Here is a 24,813-nt window from a genome sequence, read left to right on the forward strand (position 1 = left end):
CCCAACCGGATCCTTAGCGCAATTCCACTTGCAATTGCAGCGATCGCAAGTTGGCCGGAGCATTGGCCCAGCGCAGCAACACCTGCCGGAATTGGGCTGCTTGCTCAGGGGTCAGGGCACTGGAAACCGTGTCATCCCAAACCACGCCCACCACGGAACCACGTTCCAGGGTGAGGGTAACCACGAACGTCCCCCGCAGGCTAGCTGGCAAGTTGTGTTTTAGGTATTGCGTGAGCTGCTCGATCGCCTGTTGATCCAAGCCCGGGGCGCTGGCAATCTGCACCGTGGGGCCCGTTGGCAAAGGAGACGTAAGATCGCCATTCACCTCTCCAGCGGGCGGCGGCGGGGCGATCGGGAGAGGCGCGGGTTGCCAGCCGCTGCGGCCCCCTTGGCCACCCGTGCGGCGCGGGGGAGCACCCACCGATCGGGCCGCCTCGGAGCGATCGGCTGCCCCAAAGAACCCTTCATAGCTGGTTCCTTCTGGCAATTCCACAGGCACGGTCACCCGCTGGGTTGAACCATCCGGATTGACGCGCACTTCCTCACTCACGGCCACAAAGGCGGTGTATTGAGACAAAACCCGATAGGCCAAGGAGGTTTCAACCACCCGATCGACCAGGGATTTCACCTCATTGCCATAGAGCTGATTCATGAGGTCTTTGATCCGGGAGCGGGCCCACAGTTGAGCAATGGCCGGCCGATCGCTCTGGTTAAACTCCACCTTGAACCGTTGCTCAAAGGGTTGATTACCGGCGGTTTTGCCCGTCACAATCAGGGTTCCGGGAGCACGATCGCCCTTGCGCCCAAAGATCACCAGGGGTTGCGCCGCAAACAGATCCGGTGCGGCGGCCGGATAAATTTCGGGCCCGGGGCCCGGCCCTTCCCAACGCACCCGCACCTCCGTGAGCACCGGGTTGGCAATTTGGCGAAAGAATTTTTCCACGGGGGCTTCGGTGGTTTCGTCTTGGCGCACCACTTGCAGGGTTCCGCGTCCCACTTCCGCCAGGCGATCGAGCAAAAAGCGGTTGACGGAGCTGCCCACCCCAAAGCTAAACAGCCGATTCCCGGGCTTCAGATTGCGCTGAACGCTGGCGATCACCTCCCGATCGTTGCCAATGTAGCCATCGGTCAGCAGCACCACACTCCGCAACCGCCCCGCTTCGGCCGCTGGAAACCGCAACACTTCATCAATGCCCGCTTGCAGATTAGTCCCGCCGTTGGCTTGCAGGGCTTCAACGTAGCCCAAGGCCCGCTGTCGGTTGGCAGCGGTGTTGGCCAAGGGGCGATCGGACAAGCGCGTGGCCGCATTGGCAAAGTCAATGATCGTGAAGGTGTCGTTGGGATTCAGTCCATTGATGAAACGGCGCATCAGTTCTTTGGATTTGGCCAAGGGTTGCCCCTGCTGGGAGCCGGAGGTGTCCATCAAGAACACCACGTCCTTGGGTACGATCGCCCGTTGGGGATAACCAATTGCCGGGATCAGATATAGCCCAAAGAAACCGCCCCGATCGTCCCCTTGGGTGAGCACGCTGGCTTGGGTATTGGCCCCCGCCACCCGATAGCGCAGGATGAAATCTTTGTTGGGAATCGAGTCCGCTGGGGACAGTTGCACGGCGGTGAAGCGCCCTTTGCCGGTGAAATCGATTTTGTGGGAGGGCGATCGCACCGCCTCGATCGGCACGCCCGCATCGATCGACAGTCGGAGGCTGATGTCATGGCCCGATCGACTGCCGGGGGGCAACACTGGCGGATTAATCCGCGAACCATCGGGCACTTGATCGGTGTTGCCATTGGGGTTGCCATTGGGGCCGATCGGGTTGCCGGGGTTATATCGCGGCCCCACCACCATCGGGAACACAAATTCATAATCCCCCCCTTCAAACCTCAGGGATTCGGTGTATTGAATGGTGACTTGGATCGCTTCCCCGGGACGAATGTTGGCCAAAGATTGGGTGAAAATATTATCGCGCTCTTGCTCCAGCAGCCCGGCCGTGCGCCCCTCTTGGCGGGCTTGCTCATAAATTTGGCGGGCTTCTTCGCGGGTTTTTAAATCGCCCTTAATCACCCGATCGCCAATCCGAATTTCCATATCATCCACGGCGGCATTTTCCGGCAGTGGAAAGACATAAACCGCCTCCAAAGGGCGATCGAACGGATTGGTAAAGGTCTGTTGCACCGTCACCCGCGACAGGTTGCCGGTCACCTGGGCAGTCACCTCGGTTTTATCCAACACAAACCGATCAAGCGAGCCATCGGGATTCGGGGCATAGAGACCGCCCACCGGGCGATCGGGCTGGGGCGAAACCATCGGGCGGCCCTCCGGAGGCATCCGTTGTGTTAAATGAGCAGCGGGAGCAACCGTGGGGCGAGTTATGGCATCGGTTGTGGGTATCGATCGCGCCATCACGGGTGTTGATGATTGGACGATCACCCCGCCCGCCGCCAGCACCACCATCCACCCGATCGCCGTCATTTGCTTACTCATTTCGATCCCCATAGCCTCACACCGGGCCCCATTAGCAATCCGTCGCCATCCAACATTCGGGCCCGCCGGTCAACGGGCCCAACCAAACTCGACCCGGAACGACTGGCCCTCCTGTTCATGCCTTGGGGCATGTTGGGGGCGCTGTCCCGAGTCAAGGTTCTGAATGACGGTACTACTGTTGTAGTGCTTCTGTTTTAGTTCCGCGATCGTCGATCGCCCTCCGGATCCGTCTAGACCCTGGTTGCACGGTTGGTGGTGCGTTCCATCTCGCGAGTCTTTTTGCCACGCCAGAAGAATTTCACCGGAGTGCCTTCAAAGCCCAATTCTTTGCGGAAATGGCCTTCGATGTAGCGGCGATAGTTGTCGTTGAACCGGTGGGGATCGTTCACAAACAGGGCGATCGCGGGTGGCTGGCTGCTGACTTGGGTTCCGTAATAAATCTTGCCCTGCTTGCCTTGGCGAGTGGTTGGCGGCGAGTGCCAACGCAGCGCATCTTCCAACACCTCATTGATCGTGGCTGTGGAAACCCGGCGACGATGTTGCTCAGCGGCGCGATCGACCAATTCCAAAACCTTCGGGACTCGCTGACCGGTCACGGCACTGGTGAAAATCATTTCCGCCCAATCTAGGAAATAGAGACGGCTGCGCAATTCCCGCTCATATTCATAGATTGAGGTGGAATCCTTATCCACCGCATCCCACTTATTCACCACCAACACGCAGGCTCGCCCATCGTCCGTAATCCGGCCCGCCAGGCGCTGATCCTGCTCCGTGATGCCATCCAACACATCAATCACCAACAACACCACATCCGATCGACGGATAGCCTTAAAGGCCCGATTGATGCTGAAAAATTCTGGGCCGTAGTCGATCATCTTTTTGCGGCGAATCCCGGCGGTGTCAATCAGCCGGTAGCGCTTGCCATTGCGCTCCACCACCATATCGATCGAGTCCCGAGTGGTTCCCGAAATGGGGCTGACGATCGCCCGGTTTTCGCCCACAAAGGCATTCAACAAACTGGACTTGCCCACATTCGGCCGCCCCACGATCGCAATGTTTAATTCCGGTTCCTCCGGCAACTGATCCACGGGCGGCAGGTAACGAATCGCCGCATCCAACAAATCTCCCGTGCCGTTGCCGTGAATGCCCGACACCGCAAAGGGTTCGCCCAGTCCCAATTCCCAAAACAGGCTCGCCTGAGCCAAACCTTGATCCGGTGATTCACACTTGTTCACCGCCAGCAACACCGGCTTCGGCTGGCGACGCAACCAATCGGCAATTTCCCGATCGGCATCGGTGGGGCCTTGCTTCCCATCCACCACAAAAATCGCCACCGCCGCCTCCGACAGGGCCGCCATCGCCTGTTCGCGAATCAGGGGCAAAAACTCCGTGTCATCATCAAACACCAGCCCGCCCGTATCCACCACCAGGAAATCCCGATCGCCCCAGAAAGCCGGCCGATAGGTGCGATCGCGCGTGATCCCCGGTTGGTCGAACACGATCGCTGATTGATCCCCCGCGAACCGATTCACCAGGGTCGATTTGCCCACGTTGGGCCGTCCCACGATCGCCACCACCGGAAGAGACATACGCCTCACCTACCGCTCTTTGTTCAAAACCAAACTAGCAATCATAGCGCGATTTGGAAGGCGTAATTCATGATCAATTCAGGAATTCTCGGCCATTCCTGACCAGCCTCCTCAGCGCACTATTCGTGTTTATGACCATCGGGCATGATCGCCGCCGCCATCAGAGCGCCCTCAAAGGAAGCTGAGTAAAGATTCGCCCGGTGTAGATTGGCTCCTTCCAAGTTTGCTCCATGGAATTTCGCTTCTCGCAAATTTGCCATGCTCAGGTTGGCCAACATCAAATTCGCCCCAGACACATCCACTTGGCTGAGGGTCACCTCCCGCAAATCCGCTTCCCGCAAAATGGCATCTCGCAGCGTTGCCATATACAAATTGGCCCCAATCAGATTCGCCCCAATCAGGGTCGCCTCATCCAAATTGGCACTCATCAAGCTGGCCATGCAGAGGTTAGCCAAGCTGAGATTCGCCATGCGGATATTGGCGCAGTACAGGTTGGCCCCCACCAAGTTAGCCAAGCAGACGATCGCCAGGCTCAAATTTGCCTCCCGCAGGTTCGCCTCCCGCAGATCCGCCATGCCCAAGTTCGCTTCTCGCAAGTCGCAGCGGCTGAGATCCGCCTCCCGCAGCTTAATTCCCTTCAGGTTGGCCGTGTAAAGACTGGCTTCCCGCAAATCAGCGCGGCTGAAGTCCGACTCTCGCACCACACTCATGCACAGATCCGCCCGTCGCAAGGTTGCCTCGCGAAAGTCCACATGACGCATCACCGATTCCCGCAGGTTCACCCCCGATAGGTTGGCCGTGTAGAGGTTGGTTTTGCGAAGGCTGGCCCGCTGCAAATTGGCCCCTTCCAAATTCGCCATACACAAATCCGCATGGCTGAGGTCAAATTGCTGCAGGTTAACTTTGCTGAGATCGGCTTCGCGGAGGTTGGGATAGATGTTGGGGTTGGCGCGTCGCCAGCGGTTCCAAACATCTGCACCTTGCTCGATCAGCACGAGGTGCTCGGGGTTTGCCATCCTGTTGACTCCGGCTCTGAGGACGATGCAGCAAGGTGCGACAGGGAACGAGAGGGGGTTGATCGACGAAATTGAATAGATCGACGAAGAAATGGAATGGTTCTGCCCATTGGACTAAGCATATCAAGGCAATGAAGCCGTTGAAAGGCAACCCAGAGTTGGCCCTGCCTCCCATCGCCCTGGGGTGATGAAACAGTCTCCAAGGGCTTCCGTGAGCGATCTGGCTTGACCCGATCGCCCCGCAAATTGGCCAGAAAAGTGGCTAAATCATCCGGATGACCCTTGGGCGATCGAGAAATCAGTTTTTGAAAATAGATGCACCCCAATGCCAAATCCTCAGCTCCCAATGGGAATGGGGATTTTTTTATGGGTTCGTTGGGTTGATTGAAACTCGACAGGCTCAAGCTCAGCAGCCCTAGACTCGGAAGCCGTTGCTTAACCCTGAGCTTGAAAGCCCCAGACTCGGCAGGTTAAAACGCAACGGACTTGACCATTGAACCCGAGCAACCGGCAATCCGGCAATCCGTCGTAACGGCCCAATCGATCGGCAACATTCGCTACAATCATCAATCCAGATGCGTCCACTAGTCTGACCCAGTTTGTTGGTCATCCCGCTAGTTATTCATCATTTTATTCACTCACATACCGGAGACAGTCCCCTTGCTGACCCTCGGAGTCAATATTGACCACATTGCCACCATCCGCCAAGCCCGCCGCACCGTGGAGCCGGATCCGGTGGCCGCGGCTGTTTTGGCAGAATTGGGGGGCGCGGATGGGATCACGGTACACCTGCGCGAAGATCGCCGCCACATTCAAGAGCGCGATGTGCGTCTGTTGCGGCAAACGGTGCGCACCCATTTGAACTTGGAAATGGCAGCAACCGATGAGATGGTGGCGATCGCCCTGGATATCAAGCCGGATTACGTGACCCTCGTGCCCGAGCGGCGAGAAGAGGTGACCACTGAAGGCGGCCTAGACGTGGTGGGGGCGGTCGATCGGCTCGGAGATGTGGTGGAAACCCTGCAAGATGCCCACATTCCCGTCAGTCTGTTCATTGATGCTGACAGCAAGCAAATTGAAGCCTCTGCTAAAACCGGCGCGAAATTCATTGAGCTGCACACGGGTCGCTATGCGGAAGCCCACAGCCCCGAAGAACGGCGCAAGGAGCTGGGAATTTTGGCCCAAGGTGCTTGGCGGGCCCGGGATGCGGGCTTGCGGGTGAATGCCGGCCATGGCTTGACCTATTGGAACACCTACGAAGTGGCCTGCATTGAGGGCATGGAAGAACTGAACATTGGCCACACGATCGTCAGTCGGGCGGCGCTGGTGGGCATGGAGCGGGCGGTGCGCGAGATGAAGGAAATTTTGCAGCGGGCAGCGTTGGATATAAAGTTTCGTCGCTAGGGGTGCGATCGCCCAACGATTCGATCGCCAGGCCGCTAAAATGCAAAGTCGCTAGCACTTCCGCTGATTGCGCCTGTTTTCAAAATCCTTAAAATTCCTCTGGTAAACCTGCTACCTCTCCCCAAAACCGATGACCACCTATCACTTCTGTTTGGCTAGCCGTCATTTTCTCCTGGAAGAAGAACCCCTTGAAGAAGTGCTCAAGGAACGGACGCGCAACTATCATGAGCGGGAACAGGAAATTGATTTTTGGCTGGTGGAGCAACCGGCATTCCTGGAAGCTCCTGAGTTCAAGGAAATGAAGCAACAATGCCCCCAACCGTCGGCGGCGATCATTTCCACCAACCCCACCTTCATTACCTGGTTGCGATTGCGGTTGGAATATGTGGCAACGGGCCAGTTTGAAGCGCCTTCTGAGTCGATTCCGGAACCGTTAAAGTCGTTGGCTCCCGTTTCGGCCAGCTAGGTTTTGCGCCAGCGATCACGGCAAACAATACAGGGTTTAAGGCCTGTCGTCGTTGAGCACGAAACCCTAGATCTGCCGTTAGCGGATCGTGGGGGACAAGGGGCTTGAGCATCTTGTTGCGACGACTAGGGCATGGAAGATCAACTGTTTCAGCATCACCTCGAAATAATGACGACAGGCCCTAAGACCCCTATTCGTCTTGGCCAGGGTCAAGCGTTGGACAAGGGGGAGGATTCGACTGCGGATCCTCCCTTTTGGTGTTGATCGATGATTACTGGCTTTGATCGGTGCAGTGTGGAGGACTTGGTTTTTAGGTAGAAAGTCCGGTTTTTCCCGATCGCTCGGGTTAGGCTTGGGAGGCTGCACCCTAGATCTATCCTTCAGAATCCATCCCTCAAAACCCATCCCTCAAAACCCATCCCTCAAAACCATGTTGAAACAGCGGTTATGGCGGCCCCTGTGGCAATCCTTGGCGATCGGAACCGGCCTGGCGGCGATCGCGGCCGGTGGCCTGATTCCTGCGGCCCAAGCTCAAACTCGGGAAGACTTGCCCGAGTGCGAACCGCCCCAGTCCGGTGAATTTTTGCTGTTGGTGCGCCGGGCCAGCCGGGATGTGGAAGATCGGCTTTACAAGGCGTTGCCCCAGAATGTATCGGCGGAACCCTGTCGCTACGTGGGGGAAGCGGTGATGCGTTTGGAAGGGTTTCCCTCGTTGAACATTGCCAAGGCTTGGGCCGATTATGTGCGCGATCGCACGGGGTTGCAGGCTTTTGCGATCGAATCGCCCAGCGCGCGGGCGGCGGCGGCCTTTCAACCCACGGCGCTGGGAAATGGCTATGCGGTGTTGGTGAATTATTTTGACGATCCGACGGTGGCTCGTGAGTTACGGGATTTTCTGAGTCGGGATGTGGGGCTAGCCAGCTATGCCGATCGCCCTTATCTATTGGCATCGAGCAGCACAGACAGCAAGGCGGCGGGCGAGTTGATGCGTCGTTTGAGCGATCGGGGATTCACGGCCATGGTGGTGGACGGTCGGCAAGTGATGTTGCTGCGTCAGGCGATCGCCCTACCGGTCGATCGATAAACACCCTAGGAAAACTATCCCCCCAAACATCCTCCAAAACATCCCAGAGTTCTTAACCTAGAAGCATTTCAGCCCTTTCGCCCAGTCATCCAACAGACCGTCACCCAAAACGTTACCCAAAGGCCCCCAAAAAACTTTGCCCGAGCGCTGAACCTTTTTCGCTAGCCCTCTGTCCAAAGGAGCAATTCAACCGCATTGCGAGCATGGAGGGGCTAACAAGCCGCCAGCAGCAGTGTTTCTAGGATTTCTAGGTTTAAGGGCTGAATGCTGGGAAAGGCTCTCTATGCTCAATTGGGTCGCTGGCAAAGGACGGCGGTTTTGGCGGTGGCCACGGACGATCGCTCGATCGTGCAACGGGCCGCTGGCGGGGACGCGCGAGCCTTCCAGCATCTTTATCGTCAACACCAAGCTCGGGTACGCGCCACGCTCTATTCCCTCTGCGATGCGGATGGTTTAGATGATTTGGTGCAGGAGGTGTTCCTGCGGGTTTGGCGAGGGTTGCCGCGTTTTCGAGGGTCGGCCAGCTTTTCCACTTGGCTTTATCGAATCACTTGGAATGTGGCCAGCGATCGGCGGCGGGAGTTGGCCAAAAACCGCGCCCGCCGCTTGGAATCCACGGCGGATCCTGACTTGGCGGAACGGGCGATCGAACAGGCGATCGATCCCCAAACCCAAGACAAATCCCCCCTCAGCCAACTGCACTACCAAGATTTGGTGCAGCGATCGCTGGCCATTTTGGGGTTCGAGGCCCGGGCCGTTTTGGTGTTGTGTGATCTCGAAGACGTTTCGCAAAAGGAAGCGGCGGAAATTTTGGGAATTCCGGTGGGAACCGTCAAATCGCGGCTCTTTTACGCCCGGGCCCAAATTCGGCAGTTTTTGCAGCAGCAGGGGGTGGAACTATGACCGATCGCCCATCTCATCCATCCGATGAGGCTAACGCTCAACCCCGCCCCGGTGGCAACCCCCGCCGGCCCGCCCATCCGGCTGCTGGCCCTTCCGGTCAGGAGGATGTCAAAGTGGTGAACTTCTTGCGCCAACATCGTCCCAGCCCGCCGCCCGCCGCCCCGGGCCTGGAGCGATCGCTGCTGTTGGAAATTGAGGCCAGCCAACTACGGGCCGCCCGCCGCCATCGGCAATTGTGGCTAGGCAGTTTGGGGGCGATCGCGATCGGCTGTTGGGCCCTCTTCCAACAGGGCCCGGGAACTCAGGCCCCAGCCCCCAGCGTTGCGGAAGCCGATCTCGAAAGCTTCATCAACGAAACCTGGGGCGTGACCCTCGCGCCCAGCAACGTCACCACCCAAACGGCCAGCACCGATGACTCGCTGCCCTGGAGTTTCGACCCCCACACCTGGGAAACGGAGCCAACCAAGCTGGTGAATCGATCGCTCTCGGCCATGGCGCTTCCCGATCAATGGACACCTTACCTCTAGCCCCTGATTAATCAGCATCTCTCAGGAGTTCGCCATTATGAAATTTTGGAACTTGAATCGCCTTCAGATCACCCTCATGTCCATGGCCGCCGTCGCTGCCGTGGGGACTGCTGCCCTAGTGCCGTTGGCCAACGCCCAAGCGGGGCCCGATGATGATTGGATGTCGCAAATGGACGATCGCCCCGGCCCGGGTGGCCCCGGCGGCCCGGATGGTGGCCCTCCCGGTGGTCAACGGGGCGGTCGGGGTGGCCCCGGTGGCATGTTGCGCGACCTGAACTTGACCACCGAACAAACCCAAAAACTCGACCAAGTGCGCGAGCAATTCCGCAGCCGCATGGATCAACAAAGAACCGCGATCGACACCGTTCGCCAAGAAATGGGCCGCCTGATGGCCGGCAGCGCCAGCGCCGACCAACTGCGGCAGCAGCACAACCGCTTGCAGGCGGAAATGCAAAAAATGGGTGATTTGCGCTTTGAAAGCATGTTGGCGATGCGGGAAATTTTGACCCCGGCCCAGCGGCAACAATTGGCTCAACGAATGCAGGAGCGCGGGCCGGGCCGGCGACATGGCGGCCCCGACGGCCAGGGTGGGCCCGGCGGTCGAGATCGGCAAGGGCAACCTAATAGCCAAGGCGGCCAGGGCTGGAATCGGCAAGGACAACCCAATAACCAAGGGCAGCCTAACAACCAACGGTCGCAATAGAGCCGCAATAGGTTGGTGCTTTCCAATTGACTTCCCAAAGCGATTTTTCTAGGGAAATTGCTAGGGATTGCTTCAGAGAGTTTCCCAATGGTTTTTCGACCATTTTCCCAGCGCCAGCCAACTTCCCAGCGTTAGCCAGCGCTGCAACCTGATAGCCGTGTAGGATCGCCTGTCCTGCGCGGTTTTCTGCTGAGAATCTTCTGCCACGAATCTAGTGAAAATTTGGTGAACATTTGACCAATCAGGGCGATCGCGATGTTGGGATCGTAACTGTGGTGATCACGGCGATCATGCTGCTCGTTTGCTGTTTTTCCTTGGCTTGGATCCAGCTCTATGCGCTATCTCTACCTGCACGGTTTTGCTTCGGGCCCCGGTTCATTTAAGGCCAGGGCCTTGACCGATCGATTTCAACAACATCAAATCGCCCTTGAAATTCCCGACTTTAATGAGGGGGGATTCACCGGACTGACCCTCAGCCGCCAAATTCAGCAAGTGCAAGCCCTGATTAACCAAATGCCGGAGGAACCGATCGGGCTGATTGGTTCGAGCTTTGGTGGCTTGACGGCCCTGTGGGTGGCGGAACAATGCCCCCAGGTGCAACGGTTGGGGCTGTTGGCTCCGGCCTTGGGATTTCCCCAAAGTTGGTACGATCGCCTGTCGCCGGATCAATTAGCCCAATGGCAAAGGAGTGGTCAGTTGATGGTTTACCACTACACAGCCGGGAAAGAGTTGCCCTTGGGGTTGGGCTTTTGGGAAGATGCCCAGCGCTATGATCAGTCCAAGCTTCAGCGGGTGTTGCCAACGGTGATTTTGCATGGACGGGCCGATCGCACGGTGTCGATCGAGCTGAGTCGGCAATGGGTAGCGAGCCATCCTTGGGTGGAATTCATCGAACTGGAGACGGATCACGCCATGGGCGACGCGATCGAGCCGATTTGGCAAGCAATTGAGCGATTTTTTCAGCTCCTTAACCCTCCCCAAATACTCCATTAGTTTTGGGCCGAATAATTTTGGGCTGAATAGTTTTGGGCTGAATAGTTTTGGGCCGAATCATTGCGGAAATCAAGAGCAAGATAGCCAGCATGGTCATCACCAGCAGTCGAGATGAGATCGCTTGGCAACGGTTACGGGATGGTTTGCGGCCGGGCCAGCGGGAAATTGCCGATTGGACGGGCGGGCCCTTGGCGGTTTCGGCGGTACCGGGCGCGGGCAAGTCCACGGGCATGGCCCGAGCGGCAGCCCTGACGATCGCCCGGTTTCAGTTGGACGCGCGCCGCCAACTGGCCGTGGTGACCTTTACTCGATCGGCAGCGGCCCACCTGAAGGCCAAAATTCGCGAATCCCTGCAAACATTGGGTCTCCCGCGCCAGGGCTTCACGGTGCAAACCCTCCATGGCTTGGCCTTGCAAATTGCCGGACGCAATCCGGAACTGTCGGGCATGGAGCGCGATCGCACCCTGGTGTCTCCCGATCGCCAGCACCGACTAATTGCCAATGCCGTTGATGATTGGATTACCCAAAACCCGGCCCTCTACGGGCTGTTGCTGGAGGGGTTGGAATTTGACGGGGAAGAGGCGGAACGGTTGCGGCGACTGTCCGTGTTGCGAACGGATTTGTTGCCGGAGTTGATGCTAACGGTGGTACGCGAGGCCAAAAGCTCGGGACTGAAGCCCGCAGATTTGCAGCAAATGGGCCAAGCGCCGGAGCTGGCCACCGATCGCTATCCAGGTTTGGCGATCGCGGCGGGTCTCTACGAAGCCTATGAAGCCCAACTGCAACGGCGCAATGCGATCGACTATGACGACATGATTTTGGCGGCCTTGCGGGTTTTGGCGGATCCGGAGGCGGCGAACCTATGGCGATCGCGCATTTTTGCGGTGTTTGAGGACGAAGCGCAGGACTCCTCACCCCTGCAAGCGCGACTGTTGGAACAGTTGGCGATCGACCCAGCTACGAATGCGGTGAACCTGGTGCGGGTGGGCGATCCCAATCAGGCGATTAACTCCTCCTTCACGCCGGCCGACCCGGTGTTCTTCCGGCGGTTTTGCGAAGCCTGTCGATCGCAGGGGCGGTTTGCCCAAATGGATCGATCGGGACGCAGCAGCCTGATCATTCTGGAAGCGGCCAACGTCCTGGTGCAGTGGACGAACGATCGGGAATTTCCCCGCCTCACCCAACAGATGGGCGCGCGATCGGCCCTGCCGCCCTTTGAGTTGCAATGCATTCAAGCGGCAGAACCCAACGATCCCCAGCCGAACGCCAACCCAACGCCGATCGGATTGGGGCTGGAGTTGGTGCGTCCCGCCGATATTCACCAGTCGATCGCTCAAATTGGTCAACGGGCGATCGACCTGTGGGCCAAGGCCCCCGATCTCAGCTTGGCGATTTTGGTGCGCACCAATGATCAGGGGCGCTGGGTGGCCAAATCCTTGGGCGATCGATTTGGCGATCGGCTCAATCTTTACGAAGTGGGAGCCAGCGATCGCCAATCCCACGTACCTGGGGAAATGTTGACCCTGCTGCAATTTCTCGATCGGCCCCACTCGCCCCAATACCTGAAGGCCCTGCTGCGGGTTTTGGTCGATCGACAACGAATCCCCACCCAAGACTTGGACAGCCTGGCCGCCCAACCCGAACAGTTTCTTTATCCGGGGCCGTTGGATCCACCCTTAGTAGACTCAGCCCGCCAGGCCCGGCGGATTTGTGCTGGCATTTTGGCCGCCCGGCTGCATTTGCCCCACTATGCCCTCCTGTCTTTCTTGGCCATGACCTTGGGCTACGATCGCGCCGAGCTGGCCACCACCGACAAATTAATCGAAACCCTCGTGCAGCGCGATCGGGGTGACCAACGGCTAGAAACCACCTTGAACAACCTCGCTGAAATTGTCAGCAACGAAACCTTCGCTCCCGTCGAAGCTGAGGAGTTGCCCGAGTCCCCCTACACCCGTTCCGGTCAGCTCACCATCATCACCGCCCACAAAGCCAAAGGTCTCGACTGGGATGGGGTCTTTTTGCCCTTCCTCCACAGCGACTATTTCAGCACCGAAGCGCGTGTGCCTTTGCAAATGGAGTTTTTAGGGGCATTTAACTTGGGTGATTGTTTACGGGCCCAAATTCGCGATCGGGTGCATGGAGCCGCCAAACTTCCCCCGATCGCGATCGCCACCCACCAAGCCCGTTGGTTAAAAGTGGCCGAAGAATATCGCCTGCTTTACGTGGCCATGACCCGGGCGAAGCGACTGCTGTGGATGGCGGCCGAACAACAAGCCCCCTTCACCTGGAACAAGCCCGAAAACCTCACCACCAAAACGCCCTGCCCTGCATTTTTGGCTTTGGAGGCGGACTTTCCCGAATGCAAGCGATCGGCTCCCTAGCTCAACCGCAACCAACAACCGCAATCAACAACCGCAATCAACAACCTCGAAGGATGTCTGAGAAGTGGCTTGGGATACTTGTAAAGCGCTAGTAGTCGTGGGGCAAGGGGCTTAGGGCCTGTCGTCAAATCACCTGAAGCCCTGATGCCACCGTTAGCAGATCGTGGGGGACAAGGGGCTTAAGCCCCTTGTTACGACGACTGGGACATGGAAAATCAATCGTTTCCGCCTGATCCTAGGAAATGACGACAGGCCCTAAGCCCCTTGTCTTCGTCGAGCAAGGTAACCCACAAGGTAGCAGCTTTGGCCGTTCAGGCATCCTCTCAACAAACAATGCAAAAGGGACTGGCCGAAACCAATCCCTTTTCCAAAAACCCTTTTCAGAGTTGTTCGCCAGAGCACTTTGCAGCAGCAAATCTAGAGAGTCTTGAGACTGGATCTAAACTCCGCTGCTTCACTCCGCCGATTTAGACTCCACCAGCATTGATCACGATTCGGCCTTGAAACCGAATGCAGCAACCAGAGCAGGAGGGGCTAATTTACCACAGACCTTGAATCGGGCCCGAGGGAACCATCGGCGCGGAAGGAGCCACAAACGGACGTTGCTCAACCACCACGTCACGGCACTGACGATCCATGCTCACGGGGGTGGCACGGCCGATGAACTGACGGCACACGGCCTTGCCGGAAGCATTCAGCACAATATCGCGCGACAGCTCTTGGCCATCCTTGTTGTAGATGAACACTTCGTTACCAGTCAGGTCACGGATCAACACCGGGCCAGCCTTCATGCACTCTTGCACTTCGCGCGACCAAGCTTGGAAACGCGAGTTGCAGATACCCCGGTGAATATCGAGATCTTCGAAGGTAATTTTGTTGTCGCTGTTGCAATCACCAAATTGGTGAATCTTGTAGCGATCGGTGATCGGGGTGCTGGTGGTGATGCTGCTCTCTTTCTTCATCGAGAGGTCGATCGGGAACTCAAAGCTCTTGCGCAGAGCTGCACCGGTCGGATCGGTCACCACGCGCAGGCGAGGGCCATCGTAGTAGGTTCCATAGACCACCTCTTGAGCAAGGCTTTGCTCGTGGTAGTCAACTTTGATGTGGGGGTTCAACGCAGGTGCAGCTTGGGCCACCGTAGGCACGCTAGCCGCCACCAGGGAAACCAAGCCCCAAAATGCTTTCGATTTCATAGGTGCTGTGGGTCTTTCTCGTCGGTTGGAAACGAGCATACCGCTTTGGCGGCAGCCCGCAGGGTCGGTGGTGCGGAGCTTCCAATTACTCTAACAGATTGCCTGAAGTTGACCAGCTAACAAAAACGGCAGGCGCGGGGCCTGCCGTTGAATTTCGTCGTTACCGAAGGAGCTGAATTCCTGGGCGATCAGCCCCCAGAAGGGGAAATGAGGCGATCGCCTAGGCCTCTTGCAGAAGGGTCACTTCACCGTTGCGCACTTGCCAAGCAAAGGTCAGCAGCTTGAACCAGCGCTTTTGCACCTGTTTGGGGGTGCAGCCGATCGCCTTGCCAATGGTTTTTTCGTCTTTTTGAGCTTGCTTCAGTTGCACCAGTTGCTGTTGCTCGGGGGTCAGTTCCTCCCAAAACAAAGTCCACAGCGCACCGGACATCCCTAGGCGATCGTCCACATCGGCCCCGAGCCACTGGTGAACCAATTCCCAGTTGTGCATCCGGGAAAAGCGCTCCACATGATACTTAAACCGTTGTTGCAGATAGTCGCGCTGACGGGGGCTGAGGCCCAATACTTCGTCAATTTCCGGAGCAGACAGGTCTTGCATTTTCAGGGCCAGGTAATCCACACAGTCGTGGTGACCTTGGTTGCGCAGATAGTCCACCAGTTCGTTCAAGATTCGATCGCGCAGAACCGCTTCCGCCGGGTCGATCGCCTCCGAAACCATTTGCTCTCGCACTTGCTGCACGGCGCTGCTGCGGGCATATTGTTCAGCCTCTTCGCCTTTGCCCCCTTCCACGGCCAATTCCATGTCGATCGCCACTTCCGGCGGTTGGCGACGGGCAAAGCTTTTCGCCCGCAGCACGATCAACTGTTGGTTGCGGCAACCGGGCAGAGAAATGCGGCGCTTGGCATATTGCTCCGCGAAGGAGAGATATTCAGCCAACTCCAGCCGGGTGCGGGGCTGGTAGGTCTCAAGCAAGTCGTTTTCCCGCCGAAAAGCCCGCAGGGATTCGATGTAAAACGCCTGCATGAAATCTTCAATCAGGGTGTAGCGAGCCTGGAAGCTCAGTTCCGCTTGGGCCGGAGCAATGTAGCGATAGACCATGGCGCTGAGGGTGCTGTGCAGTTCCACTCGGCCACGCTCGGAGCCACGCTTATAGTAAGCCAGGCATTTTTGGAGCCGGTGACGAGCCAGGGACAGGGCCCAATCGTCCACTTGACCGGAGGCTTGGATCCGATCGCTCTTTTGGCAAACGCGGCTGACTTCGTTCAGGATGCGCTCAACTGTGGCGATCGCTCGGGTGGGCATTTGCCCCACCGAACTCACCACCTCATCCAACAACATCTGTACTTGGGCGCTGGCATCGGCGGGGGCTGGCACAAGGCTGAGGGCAACGGTCGCGGCGGGAACGGGGCTGGAAGGGCGGCGGACTTGGGGGGCGGTGGCCAGTTGAGCGTTCACGATTCTTACCTCAGGATGCACAACACAACGGTGACGACGAAGGTTGTCGGGGAAGCGCTTGGGAGGTGCGTTTCTCTTGACAGCTTCACTCTACGGAGCCAGCCCCAGTGCCGATCGCGCGTCTGTGTCACTGGCTCGATCGCAATCGGCCCCCTGTTTCGGGGCGATCGACCATCGCAGACACCTAAAACGCCCAAGGGCAGATGGGATAAAGCTTGTGGCGGCCTGCTTCCGAGGCTATCCAGCTTGGCAACCGCCCCTGAAACCGTCGCTTTCCTCAGCCAGTTGACCAACCGGATCGAAACAGCGCATTTTTGAGGATGGGGTTGCGGATTTGCCGGGTTGCACAATCCTCCCTGCCAATGTTTCGGGCAAGGGGGCGAGGATCCGGATCTGCGCCGCCGAATCCAGGGGCATTCAAGCCAAGAGCCGCCCGATCGCCGTGGTTCAAAGTGTTGTGCGCTCAGAGGATGCCTGAATCGTCAAAAATTCTCCGAAATTTTCCGACCGCCTCGCAGACCCCAAACAGCAGCATTCAAAATTTCTTGAGCAATTTGCTTGACAAACCCTAGCCGTGGCGATTATCTTAGTTTCCGCGTTGGACGCACATTCCTCAGTAGCTCAGCGGTAGAGCGGTCGACTGTTAATCGATTGGTCACAGGTTCGAATCCTGTCTGGGGAGTTTCTAAAATCTCGAATATTGAGAGATTGAATAACAAAAGCTGGATTTCCAAAGGCTCTTAAGCGTTCGTCTGAAAATCCAAGTCCACTGGTTTGTAGGCCTCGTCAATCAAAGCAGACAAGGGGCTTAAGCCCCTTGCTCCGAAGTCCAGCAACCACAACGGCTAACTGGGGCTAACTGGGGCGAACCTGTCGATCGCGAATCAGGTTCATGAAAAAGTCCTCCAGGGAAGGGCGCTGAAGATTCAGGCTCAGCACTTGGGCTTGGGCCTGGTCGATCGCCCGCAGAAACTCAGCCGGATCGCCCTTCAGCAAGCCGCGCCAGTGATCGCCCTGAAAATCGGCCTCCGTTAGCCACGACGCGATCGCCTCCGGTGACCCCCCTCGGCCCACAACGCGATAGGTACTGCTGGGGCCCAGTAGTTCATCCAGAGATCCCACACAGAGCAACTCTCCCTGGGCCAAGATCGCCACCCGATCGCACACTTGCTCCACATCGGAGAGGATGTGGCTGTTGAAAAAAATCGTTTTGCCGCGCTCCTTCAGAGTCAGCACAATTTCCCGAAACTGATGCCGCCCGATCGGGTCAAGGCCCGACATCGGCTCATCTAGAAAAATCACCTCCGGATCATTGATCAGCGCTTGGGCCATGCCCACCCGCTGCAACATGCCTTTGGAATATTGCTTCATCAACTTCTTGCGGGCCGCCGTTTCAGAAAGCTGCACCCAATCAAGCAGTTCAACGATGCGCTTTTGGGCAACGGCACGCGGAATTTGAAACAGGGCCGCCGCTTGCTCCAAATATTCCCAACCGGTGAGGTGGTCATAGAAATAGGCATTTTCCGGCAAATAGCCCACCCGCTGCTTCACGGCTCGATCGCCCAAGGGCCGCCCCAGCACCGTGCCACTGCCGGCCGTGGGGTTGGCAATTCCCAGCAAAATCTTGAGCAGGGTGGTTTTGCCCGCCCCGTTGGGCCCCAACAGGCCAAAGGTCTCACCCGATCGCACCGCCAAGGACACACCTCGCAGGGTGGTGACCAATTGATTGAGCCAAAAACCAGTGCGGTAGGTTTTGCGAATGTTGTGGGCTTCAACAATCCAGGATTCCAGTTCCATAGCAACGCAGCAAGGTTAATGCAGCAAGATCAAAACAGTACGGGTCAAGACAGCAAAGGCCGATCGGGGCGGGATGCATTCGGCGCAGCAAGATCAATCCCGCACAGACCCATGCAGCACAGATCGATCAATCAATGCGGATCGATCACTGTGGATCGATCAATGCGGAATGCATCTGGATCCCAACTAATGCACCCATTGAGTCGCAATCCCCATTGTGCCGTTGATTAAGCCTGTAGATGTGGGTTCCGCAGCGGGCCACCGGACGATCTCCCTTGGCCCGGCGCACCTTAGACTGAAGAATGCACAAGGCCCCTGTTGGGCCCGTGACTGAGACGCTGGGACATGGATTAACCCAGCCAACTCGGTCAATTCCGAACATACCGCGAAAACATCCTGAACCTTGCGAGGAACCCCCATGACCCGATCGAAGTGGGTAGCCATTGCCACTGGCGCAATTTCGTTGCTGTTGGGGGCGATTTATCTGATTGTGGTGCAAATCCTAGACAGCCGGGAAATGGTTCCAGCGCCCATTCTGGAATGGTTGCCCATGGGTTTCTAGGACGCTTTATTCATTCAAGATTTAGTTCATTCAAAGTTCAGTTCATTCAAATCATTCAAAAACTCAACAATCATCATGACTTCTGAAATGTCTTTGGAATCGCCTGTCAAGTCAGGTTCCTTACGCGATCGACTGCATCCCACCATTACCGCCGTTGCCAACGCGATCGAGCAAATTTGGCAATCGGAATTGAGCCTGGAACCCTACCAAATGCCTGAGGATTTGGGGTATGTGGAAGGAACCCTGGAAGGCGAAAAATTAATTATTGAAAATCGCTGCTACCAAACTCGCGAATTTCGCAAAATTCACCTGGAATTGGCGCAAGTGGGCAGCGCCTTGGATATTTTGCATTGTGTCATGTTTCCGCGATCGACCTTTGCTCTGCCCATGTTTGGGTCTGATTTGGTGGCTGGGCGCGGACAACTGAGCATGGCGATCGCGGACTTGTCACCCGTAATGGACGATCGCGCCCTGCCCAGCCCCTATGACCAAGCCCTCAGCGCCTTGCCGGAATTGGTTTTCAGCCAAGAGCGAACGTTCCCCAGTTGGGGCACCATTTTTTCCGCTCACTGCCTGTTTGTGCGGCCCGAAAATGCCCAGGAAGAAGCACAAATTGTGACCCGCATTGGTGATTTTTTGCGGCTGCATTGTCAACAGGCGATCGCCCTTTCTCCCACAGAAGATGCCGCTGAAATTGCCGCCATTGAAATGGGTCAGCGGCGCTATTGCCAACAGCAACTGCAAAACGATAAAACTCGCCGCGTGTTGGAAAAAGCCTTTGGAGCCGATTGGGCCGATCGCTACATGACCACCGTTCTTTTTGACGTTATCTAGACGGCATTACACAGAGATTTAACCCGCTTTAACTGGACTAGCTGCCCTGGACTGGCTGAAATTGATGGTTGCTGAACCAGAGCCTGTCGTCATTTCCTGAGATCAGGCAGAAACGATTGATTTCCCATACCCCAACCGTCGTAACAAGGGGCTTAAGCCCCTTGTCTCCCACGATCCGCTAACGGTGGAACCAGGATTTTGGGTTAAACGACGACAAGCCCTAAGCCCCCTGTCCCCCACGATCCGCTAACAGTGGAACCAGGGTTTTGGGTTAAACGACGACAAGCCCTAAGCCCCTTGTCCCTCACGATCCGCTAACGGTAGATCTAGGATTTTGGGTTAAACGACGACAAGCCCTAAAGCCCCTTGTCCTCCACGATCTGCTAACGGTGGAACCAGGGTTTCAGGTAATTTGACGACAACCCCCAACCTTTCAGCCCCCATTTGAGCCAATCCTCCAAAACTCGGCTCCCTAAACCCATGTTTACTCCGTGCCCAGTTGCTCCCAGCATCTGGGTTCAGTCGTTTGGGCGATCGCCTGGTTCGTCAACGACCAGAAAGCAGCCCACAAGCATTACAGGAGCATGGGCTGAAGGGCAACACCACAGGAACCCGAGCGATCGAACCAGCCCCCCAACGGATTCTGGCCAGGTTGCCGGATCGACGGGGATCAATTGGTAAAAGTAAGCGATTCATCATAGCTACCCCCTAGATACCTCGTTGAATTACCCTCGCGGGTTGCTCTTTAAGGGGCCTTGAACCAAGACTTGTTTTCTTGCTATGCCTTGGGTAAATGTGCCAACATAAGCTTCCTTTTGATCGTGGTTCTCCAGTCAAAAAAAGACCGTCATTTATTAAAATTGAATCATTTTTCCTGAAAACCCTCTCAAAGTTCACTCAACTTAGATCAAGCCAGTAGGAGAAAAGCTCAATTTGCAGCCCATCTTAGACCGATTTAATACATTTCTTGAGATTTTCTTCATAAAGCCGATGAATGAGTCTCTTTTTGCATTTTTTTAAAGAAAGTTCATGAAGTTTCAGGGGATCAGAGTTTTCTCAAGGGGTTTTACATTTTTTTAAATTTCCATACAGGTTGTGACAATCTTCGCCACAATACAATCAGTGTTCGTTGCTTTAAATTCTCGGAAAATCTCACAACGAACCATTAATCAAGCTTCAACCTAGCTTTCTCAATCGATTTGTAGGAGGATAATTTTACTTTCAAAGCCGTTACGTTCAAAGCAGCACTGAGAAATGATGAGTCGAGAACCACCCACCTTGGTTAACTCGGTAATTCTTCCCATTCCCAATCCGCTCATCCTTTAACCCAAAGACTCACAGCGATCGTGATGGATGGAGATTAGCATCATTTCTCAATGCGTCTTTAATCTGTGGGAAATTGCTTAAAAGATACCGTTGGGTTAACCGTTGGGTTAATTGTTCTTGATTTCGACTTGATCCGATTGCGACTCAATTTCCTACTTAATCTTTTTAGACTCCTATCATTGGCATTGACCAGTGAATCTTGATTGTTTTAACAACAATCTGCGCAATGCTTTCATTTTTCCCAGCTCTAAATCATGCATGATATCGCGCAAAACCCTGCTATCCACACACTCCTCAGCAAGATGCCAGGGGTTGCTTATCAGCTTTTGATGGATCGTGATGGCCGATTGTCATTTCTGTTCATCAGCGAAAGCTGCTATCGCTTGTTTGGTCTTTCGGCAGAGGCAATCATGGCCGATAGTCACTGCCTGTTGTCGCGCATTCATGGCCGCGATCGCCGGGCTTTTCATCGATCGCTCCAAGCAGCCGCCCGCAATCGATCGTCCTGGTTTTGGCAAGGGCGATTTGATGGACACCAACATCAAGAATGTTGGGTTTATGCCACCTCAGAACCGGAATTATTGGAAGATGGTTCGATTTTGTGGCATGGCACTTTGATGGAGGTGAATTCCTTCAAGCAGGCGGAATCTCGGCTCAAGCGATCGCGGAAAACCGTCCACAAAGATCGAATGCGCTATCGCTACGCCCTGGATAGCACCAGCGAAGCGGTGGCCTTGGTTGATGCAGAGGGACAGCCGATTTATCACAACGGAGCGTTTGCCCGGTTGTTCCAGGTTGATGAGTTGTCGGTACTGGTGGCGGCGGGGGGCATAGCGAGTCTTTACACCCAGCCCCAAACTTGGCAAGCGATCTATGACTTGGTGCGATCGGATCGCTCTTGGGTGGGTGAGGTGACTATGAAAAGCACCCGTGGAAAAATGCTGACGATTTTTCTGCGAGTCAGCCCCATCCATGACGCAGATGGTTCCTATATGGGTTGCGTCAGTTTGTTTTCGGATGTGACCCTGAAGCGGCAGGCAGATCAGGAGCGCCGTCAACTGGCTGCTTTGGTGGAAAATAGTCCGAATCTAATCGGCATCACCAGCCTGGATGGCGAAGTTTTATATCTGAACGGGGCGGGCTTGGCCCTGGTGGGGTTGCCTAATTTATTGGCGGCCCAACATCACCAGCTCATGGACTTTTTCGCGGTGGAAGATCGCCCGATCGCGGCAGGACTCATCCACCCGATCGCCCTCAGGGATGGCACTTGGAGCGGGGCTTTTCGGCTGTGGAATTTGCAAGCCCAAAGTTATATCCCCGTTGATTACACCATTTTTGTGATCCGCCATCCCCAAACGAATGATCCCCTTTGCTTGGGGGTGATTGCCCGGGATGCGAGCGATCGAGAAGCGGTGGAAGTGGCCTTGCGGGAATCGGAAATGCGGTTGCGGCAACAGGCCAAAGACCTCGAAGAAACCATTAGCGAATTGCGTCACACCCAGGCTCAACTGATTCAACAGGAGAAGATGTCGAGTTTGGGTCAGTTGGTGGCGGGGGTGGCCCATGAGATCAATAACCCCGTGAACTTTATCTATGGCAATTTGGATCATGCCAAACGATATGCCATTGATTTGCTCAATTTGATTTTGCTTTGTCGAGAATATTTTGATTTTGAGGCGATTCCAGCGATCGCGGAGCATCTAGAAGACATTGATTTTGAATATCTCAGTCAGGATCTACCTAAGTTATTTACTTCCATGAAAATGGGAGCCGATCGCATTAAAGCCATTATTAAATCCTTGCGCACCTTCTCGCGAATGGATGAATCAGAACTGAAGGAAGTGAATTTGCATGATGACTTAGAAAGCACCCTTACTATTTTGAATCATCGATTGCGGGGCAGTGATCAACACCCCTCCACTCAGGTGATTCGCAATTATGGGCATCTGAGTTTGGTGGAATGCCATCCGGGCCAACTCAATCAGGTGTTTATTAATATTCTGGCCAATTCGTTGGATGCGCTGGAAGATCGCTATCAGGTTGAGGGGAAAAATTTTCAGCCGCAAATTGTGATTTCCACTCGCCCCATTTTGGATAACCATTGGGTGCAAATTTCCATTTCGGACAATGGAGCAGGGATTCCAGAATCCATCCGAGCGCAGTTGTTTGACCCGTTTTTCACCACAAAAGCAGTCGGCCGGGGAACAGGGCTGGGATTATCCATTAGCTATCAGGTGGTGACGGAGCGACATCATGGCCGCCTGCTGTGCGAGTCCCAGGAGGGATTGGGCAGCACTTTCACGATCGAGATTCCCACCCGCCAATCGAGCTACCCCAGCCGGGGCACGGAACGGCGCTCCGCTTCGATCGCCCATCGATCGCCCCAAAACGGCTCCGCCACTTCCTCAACCCCGCCGATTGTTGCTTCGCCTTCGGTGCTCAGCACCCGCCCGGAGTCCTCGCCGGATTGAGTTCTGGGCTGGGTGCTGATGGGGTGAGGGTTGATCCAGAGGCCGGGTTAGGCCAGACATCCAGGGGTTAGATAACGGCAATCAGAATCTAGTGGGATTCTGAAGGGCTAAGGGCATAGACATCCGGCGATCGCCCCAAGGCGAACCGGATCGATCGACCCACGGACTTGCTCGACAGGGTGATAAACATCATCAACGCCACCAAAGCCAGACCGGAGGCGATCGCAAACAACACCCGATAGCCCAAGGCATCGGACAAGGCCCCCAAACCGGGCCCAGCGATCGCAATTCCCAAATCAAACCCCAGCAAGACCAGGGAAAAACTGCGGCCGCGCTCGTGGGCAGGAACCCGATCGGACACCAGGGCCACAATCGAGGGAATCAGCAACCCAGCCCCCAGCCCTTCGAGCAAGGCGGCCACGATGAATCCCGCCACGGATTCCGCTTGGGCCAACAGGCCCATGGCCACCACATAACAGACCAAGCTGAGGGTGATGAACGCACCGCGGCCCAGGCGATCGGACTGTTTGCCCGCTAAAAATCGGGCACCGAAGCTGGCCACGGCGGCGGCGGTATAGAACAGGCCGGGAATCAGGGCCACGCGGCTCTCCACAATCAAGAGCGGCACAAAGGTGCTGAGCGTGCCAAACACCAGCCCGATCGTCAGCATCACCAGGGCTGGAGTCCGCAGGGCGGGGGTGGCTAACTTGGCCCAAAAACGCTCCGGATTGCCCGATGCGCTGGCGGCAGGATCCTCCGTCGGGGGAGCTGTTTCTTGAATAAAGCTCATCCCGATCGTGGCGGCCGTTCCAAAGCTGGCGGCCACAATGAAGGTGGGCCAAAAACCATAGGCCGTTTGCAGGTAGCTGCCCAGGGCCGGACCGATCGCCACGCCCACCGGCTGGGTCAGGGTCATGTAGCCAATTAGCTCCCCCTTGCGTTCCGGAGGAGACAAATCCACCACCAAGGCGCTGTAACCGGTGGTGAAGGCGGCAATGCTCAGGCCATGGAAAATGCGCACCAACATCAGTAGGGGCACGGAGGTGACCAGGCCATAGCCGATCGGGGCGATCGCCGCCACCACGGTTCCCAATAGCAACACCCGCCGCCGACCTTGGAGATCCGCCAACTGGCCCAACTGCGGGCGCGACAACAACAGCCCGATCGCGAAGGCTCCCATCACAAGCCCCACTTGGCTATCGTTGCCGCCCGTTTGGCGCACATATAAGGACAGCACCGGCAGTTGCGAAGCCATGCTGCACCAAAACAGGAAGGCCGCCCCCGCTAAAAACAACAAATTCCGCCGACTGTGGGCCGGCAGCGATCGAAACAGCGACAACACGGCAGCTTCAGGTGCTTACACGCTGGCGATAGAGTTGATCATTGTAGCGAATGTGACAAAAATGTAATGAAGCGCCGCTCGGCCCCAAGCCGCGATCGCCCCATGGCAACGTCTTTTCACGTCAACTTCTTTTCACAGCTTCCCTGCAAACTGATCGGCCTGTGGATCCGGTGTCGCTCAACCACCGCCAAGCCATTACTCAAGTCATTACTGCGGATTAGCTGCGGATTAGCTGCTGCTGATCAACTTGATCAACCTGATCAAGTTGATTAACCGTTGAC

At 56.2% G+C, this 24,813-nt stretch carries 20 protein-coding genes and 1 tRNA gene; 14 read left to right on the forward strand and 7 right to left on the reverse strand.

Annotated elements, in window-relative coordinates; genetic code table 11:
- Window positions 1-13: 13 nt before the first annotated feature.
- The 3 genes from AC2IAX_RS16645 to AC2IAX_RS16655 form a co-directional block, all read right to left on the reverse strand.
- Complete coding sequence (locus AC2IAX_RS16645; RefSeq protein WP_494388443.1) at window positions 14-2,485, reverse strand: VIT domain-containing protein; 2,472 nt, start codon at window positions 2,483-2,485, stop codon at window positions 14-16.
- A gap of 230 nt (window positions 2,486-2,715) precedes the next feature.
- Window positions 2,716-4,074 carry a ribosome biogenesis GTPase Der gene (gene der, locus AC2IAX_RS16650; protein WP_494388444.1) on the reverse strand — a complete coding sequence of 453 codons (1,359 nt, stop codon included), beginning with the start codon at window positions 4,072-4,074 and terminating at the stop codon, window positions 2,716-2,718.
- A gap of 119 nt (window positions 4,075-4,193) precedes the next feature.
- Window positions 4,194-5,090, reverse strand: a complete 897-nt coding sequence (locus AC2IAX_RS16655; RefSeq protein ID WP_494388445.1) for a pentapeptide repeat-containing protein — start codon at window positions 5,088-5,090, stop codon at window positions 4,194-4,196.
- Window positions 5,091-5,750: 660 nt separating this feature from the next.
- On the opposite strand from AC2IAX_RS16655, the gene AC2IAX_RS16660 reads away from it, so the two are divergent.
- The 8 genes from AC2IAX_RS16660 (at window position 5,751) to AC2IAX_RS16695 (ending at window position 13,551) form a co-directional block, all read left to right on the forward strand.
- Window positions 5,751-6,494, forward strand: a complete 744-nt coding sequence (locus AC2IAX_RS16660) for a pyridoxine 5'-phosphate synthase (RefSeq protein WP_494388446.1) — start codon at window positions 5,751-5,753, stop codon at window positions 6,492-6,494.
- A gap of 130 nt (window positions 6,495-6,624) precedes the next feature.
- Complete coding sequence (locus tag AC2IAX_RS16665) at window positions 6,625-6,960, forward strand: MgPME-cyclase complex family protein (protein ID WP_099533006.1); 336 nt, start codon at window positions 6,625-6,627, stop codon at window positions 6,958-6,960.
- A 430-nt stretch (window positions 6,961-7,390) separates the two neighbouring features.
- The gene (locus tag AC2IAX_RS16670) at window positions 7,391-8,044 is read left to right on the forward strand and encodes a hypothetical protein (RefSeq protein ID WP_494388447.1); all 654 of its coding nucleotides are present in this window, start codon (window positions 7,391-7,393) and stop codon (window positions 8,042-8,044) included.
- Window positions 8,045-8,308: 264 nt separating this feature from the next.
- Window positions 8,309-8,947, forward strand: coding sequence for a sigma-70 family RNA polymerase sigma factor (locus tag AC2IAX_RS16675; RefSeq protein WP_494388448.1), 639 nt, complete (start codon window positions 8,309-8,311; stop codon window positions 8,945-8,947).
- Window positions 8,944-9,474 (forward strand): hypothetical protein, encoded by a 531-nt coding sequence (locus tag AC2IAX_RS16680; RefSeq protein WP_494388449.1) that lies wholly within the window; start codon window positions 8,944-8,946, stop codon window positions 9,472-9,474. Before AC2IAX_RS16675 ends, AC2IAX_RS16680 begins: the two co-directional genes overlap by 4 nt.
- A 37-nt stretch (window positions 9,475-9,511) precedes the next feature.
- Window positions 9,512-10,177 carry a Spy/CpxP family protein refolding chaperone gene (locus AC2IAX_RS16685; RefSeq protein WP_494388450.1) on the forward strand — a complete coding sequence of 222 codons (666 nt, stop codon included), beginning with the start codon at window positions 9,512-9,514 and terminating at the stop codon, window positions 10,175-10,177.
- 333 nt (window positions 10,178-10,510) lie between these two features.
- A complete protein-coding gene (locus AC2IAX_RS16690) occupies window positions 10,511-11,170 on the forward strand; it encodes a YqiA/YcfP family alpha/beta fold hydrolase (protein ID WP_494388451.1) in 660 nt (219 codons plus the stop codon).
- A gap of 89 nt (window positions 11,171-11,259) precedes the next feature.
- Window positions 11,260-13,551: an ATP-dependent helicase gene (locus AC2IAX_RS16695; protein ID WP_494388452.1), complete on the forward strand. Its 2,292-nt coding sequence runs from the start codon at window positions 11,260-11,262 to the stop codon at window positions 13,549-13,551.
- 539 nt (window positions 13,552-14,090) lie between these two features.
- Here the strand turns inward: AC2IAX_RS16695 and AC2IAX_RS16700 are convergent.
- Entirely contained in the window at window positions 14,091-14,744 is a 654-nt protein-coding gene (locus AC2IAX_RS16700) for a hypothetical protein (protein WP_190526040.1), read from the reverse strand.
- 220 nt (window positions 14,745-14,964) lie between these two features.
- Window positions 14,965-16,200, reverse strand: coding sequence for a HetZ-related protein (locus AC2IAX_RS16705; RefSeq protein ID WP_494388453.1), 1,236 nt, complete (start codon window positions 16,198-16,200; stop codon window positions 14,965-14,967).
- 76 nt (window positions 16,201-16,276) lie between these two features.
- On the opposite strand from AC2IAX_RS16705, the gene AC2IAX_RS16710 reads away from it, so the two are divergent.
- Window positions 16,277-16,489: a hypothetical protein gene (locus AC2IAX_RS16710; RefSeq protein ID WP_494388454.1), complete on the forward strand. Its 213-nt coding sequence runs from the start codon at window positions 16,277-16,279 to the stop codon at window positions 16,487-16,489.
- 321 nt (window positions 16,490-16,810) lie between these two features.
- Window positions 16,811-16,882, forward strand: a tRNA-Asn gene (locus AC2IAX_RS16715).
- Between the two features lie 173 nt (window positions 16,883-17,055).
- Here the strand turns inward: AC2IAX_RS16715 and AC2IAX_RS16720 are convergent.
- On the reverse strand, window positions 17,056-17,997 hold the full coding sequence (locus AC2IAX_RS16720) for an ABC transporter ATP-binding protein (RefSeq protein WP_494388455.1): 942 nt from the start codon (window positions 17,995-17,997) through the stop codon (window positions 17,056-17,058).
- Window positions 17,998-18,415: 418 nt separating this feature from the next.
- Here AC2IAX_RS16720 and AC2IAX_RS16725 point away from each other — a divergent pair, with 418 nt between their 5' ends.
- The 3 genes from AC2IAX_RS16725 to AC2IAX_RS16735 all read left to right on the forward strand — a co-directional run bounded on the left by AC2IAX_RS16725 (window position 18,416) and on the right by AC2IAX_RS16735 (window position 23,190).
- Window positions 18,416-18,559 carry a hypothetical protein gene (locus tag AC2IAX_RS16725; protein WP_099533016.1) on the forward strand — a complete coding sequence of 48 codons (144 nt, stop codon included), beginning with the start codon at window positions 18,416-18,418 and terminating at the stop codon, window positions 18,557-18,559.
- A gap of 75 nt (window positions 18,560-18,634) precedes the next feature.
- On the forward strand, window positions 18,635-19,393 hold the full coding sequence (locus tag AC2IAX_RS16730; RefSeq protein ID WP_494388456.1) for a phycocyanobilin:ferredoxin oxidoreductase: 759 nt from the start codon (window positions 18,635-18,637) through the stop codon (window positions 19,391-19,393).
- Window positions 19,394-21,048: 1,655 nt separating this feature from the next.
- Entirely contained in the window at window positions 21,049-23,190 is a 2,142-nt protein-coding gene (locus tag AC2IAX_RS16735; RefSeq protein ID WP_494388457.1) for an ATP-binding protein, read from the forward strand.
- An 88-nt stretch (window positions 23,191-23,278) separates the two neighbouring features.
- Here the strand turns inward: AC2IAX_RS16735 and AC2IAX_RS16740 are convergent, their stop codons facing one another.
- On the reverse strand, window positions 23,279-24,532 hold the full coding sequence (locus tag AC2IAX_RS16740) for an MFS transporter (RefSeq protein WP_494388458.1): 1,254 nt from the start codon (window positions 24,530-24,532) through the stop codon (window positions 23,279-23,281).
- 102 nt (window positions 24,533-24,634) lie between these two features.
- On the opposite strand from AC2IAX_RS16740, the gene AC2IAX_RS16745 reads away from it, so the two are divergent.
- Window positions 24,635-24,805, forward strand: a complete 171-nt coding sequence (locus tag AC2IAX_RS16745; RefSeq protein WP_494388459.1) for a hypothetical protein — start codon at window positions 24,635-24,637, stop codon at window positions 24,803-24,805.
- Window positions 24,806-24,813 lie beyond the last annotated feature (8 nt).

The organism is Limnothrix sp. HT2024, assembly GCF_059138625.1.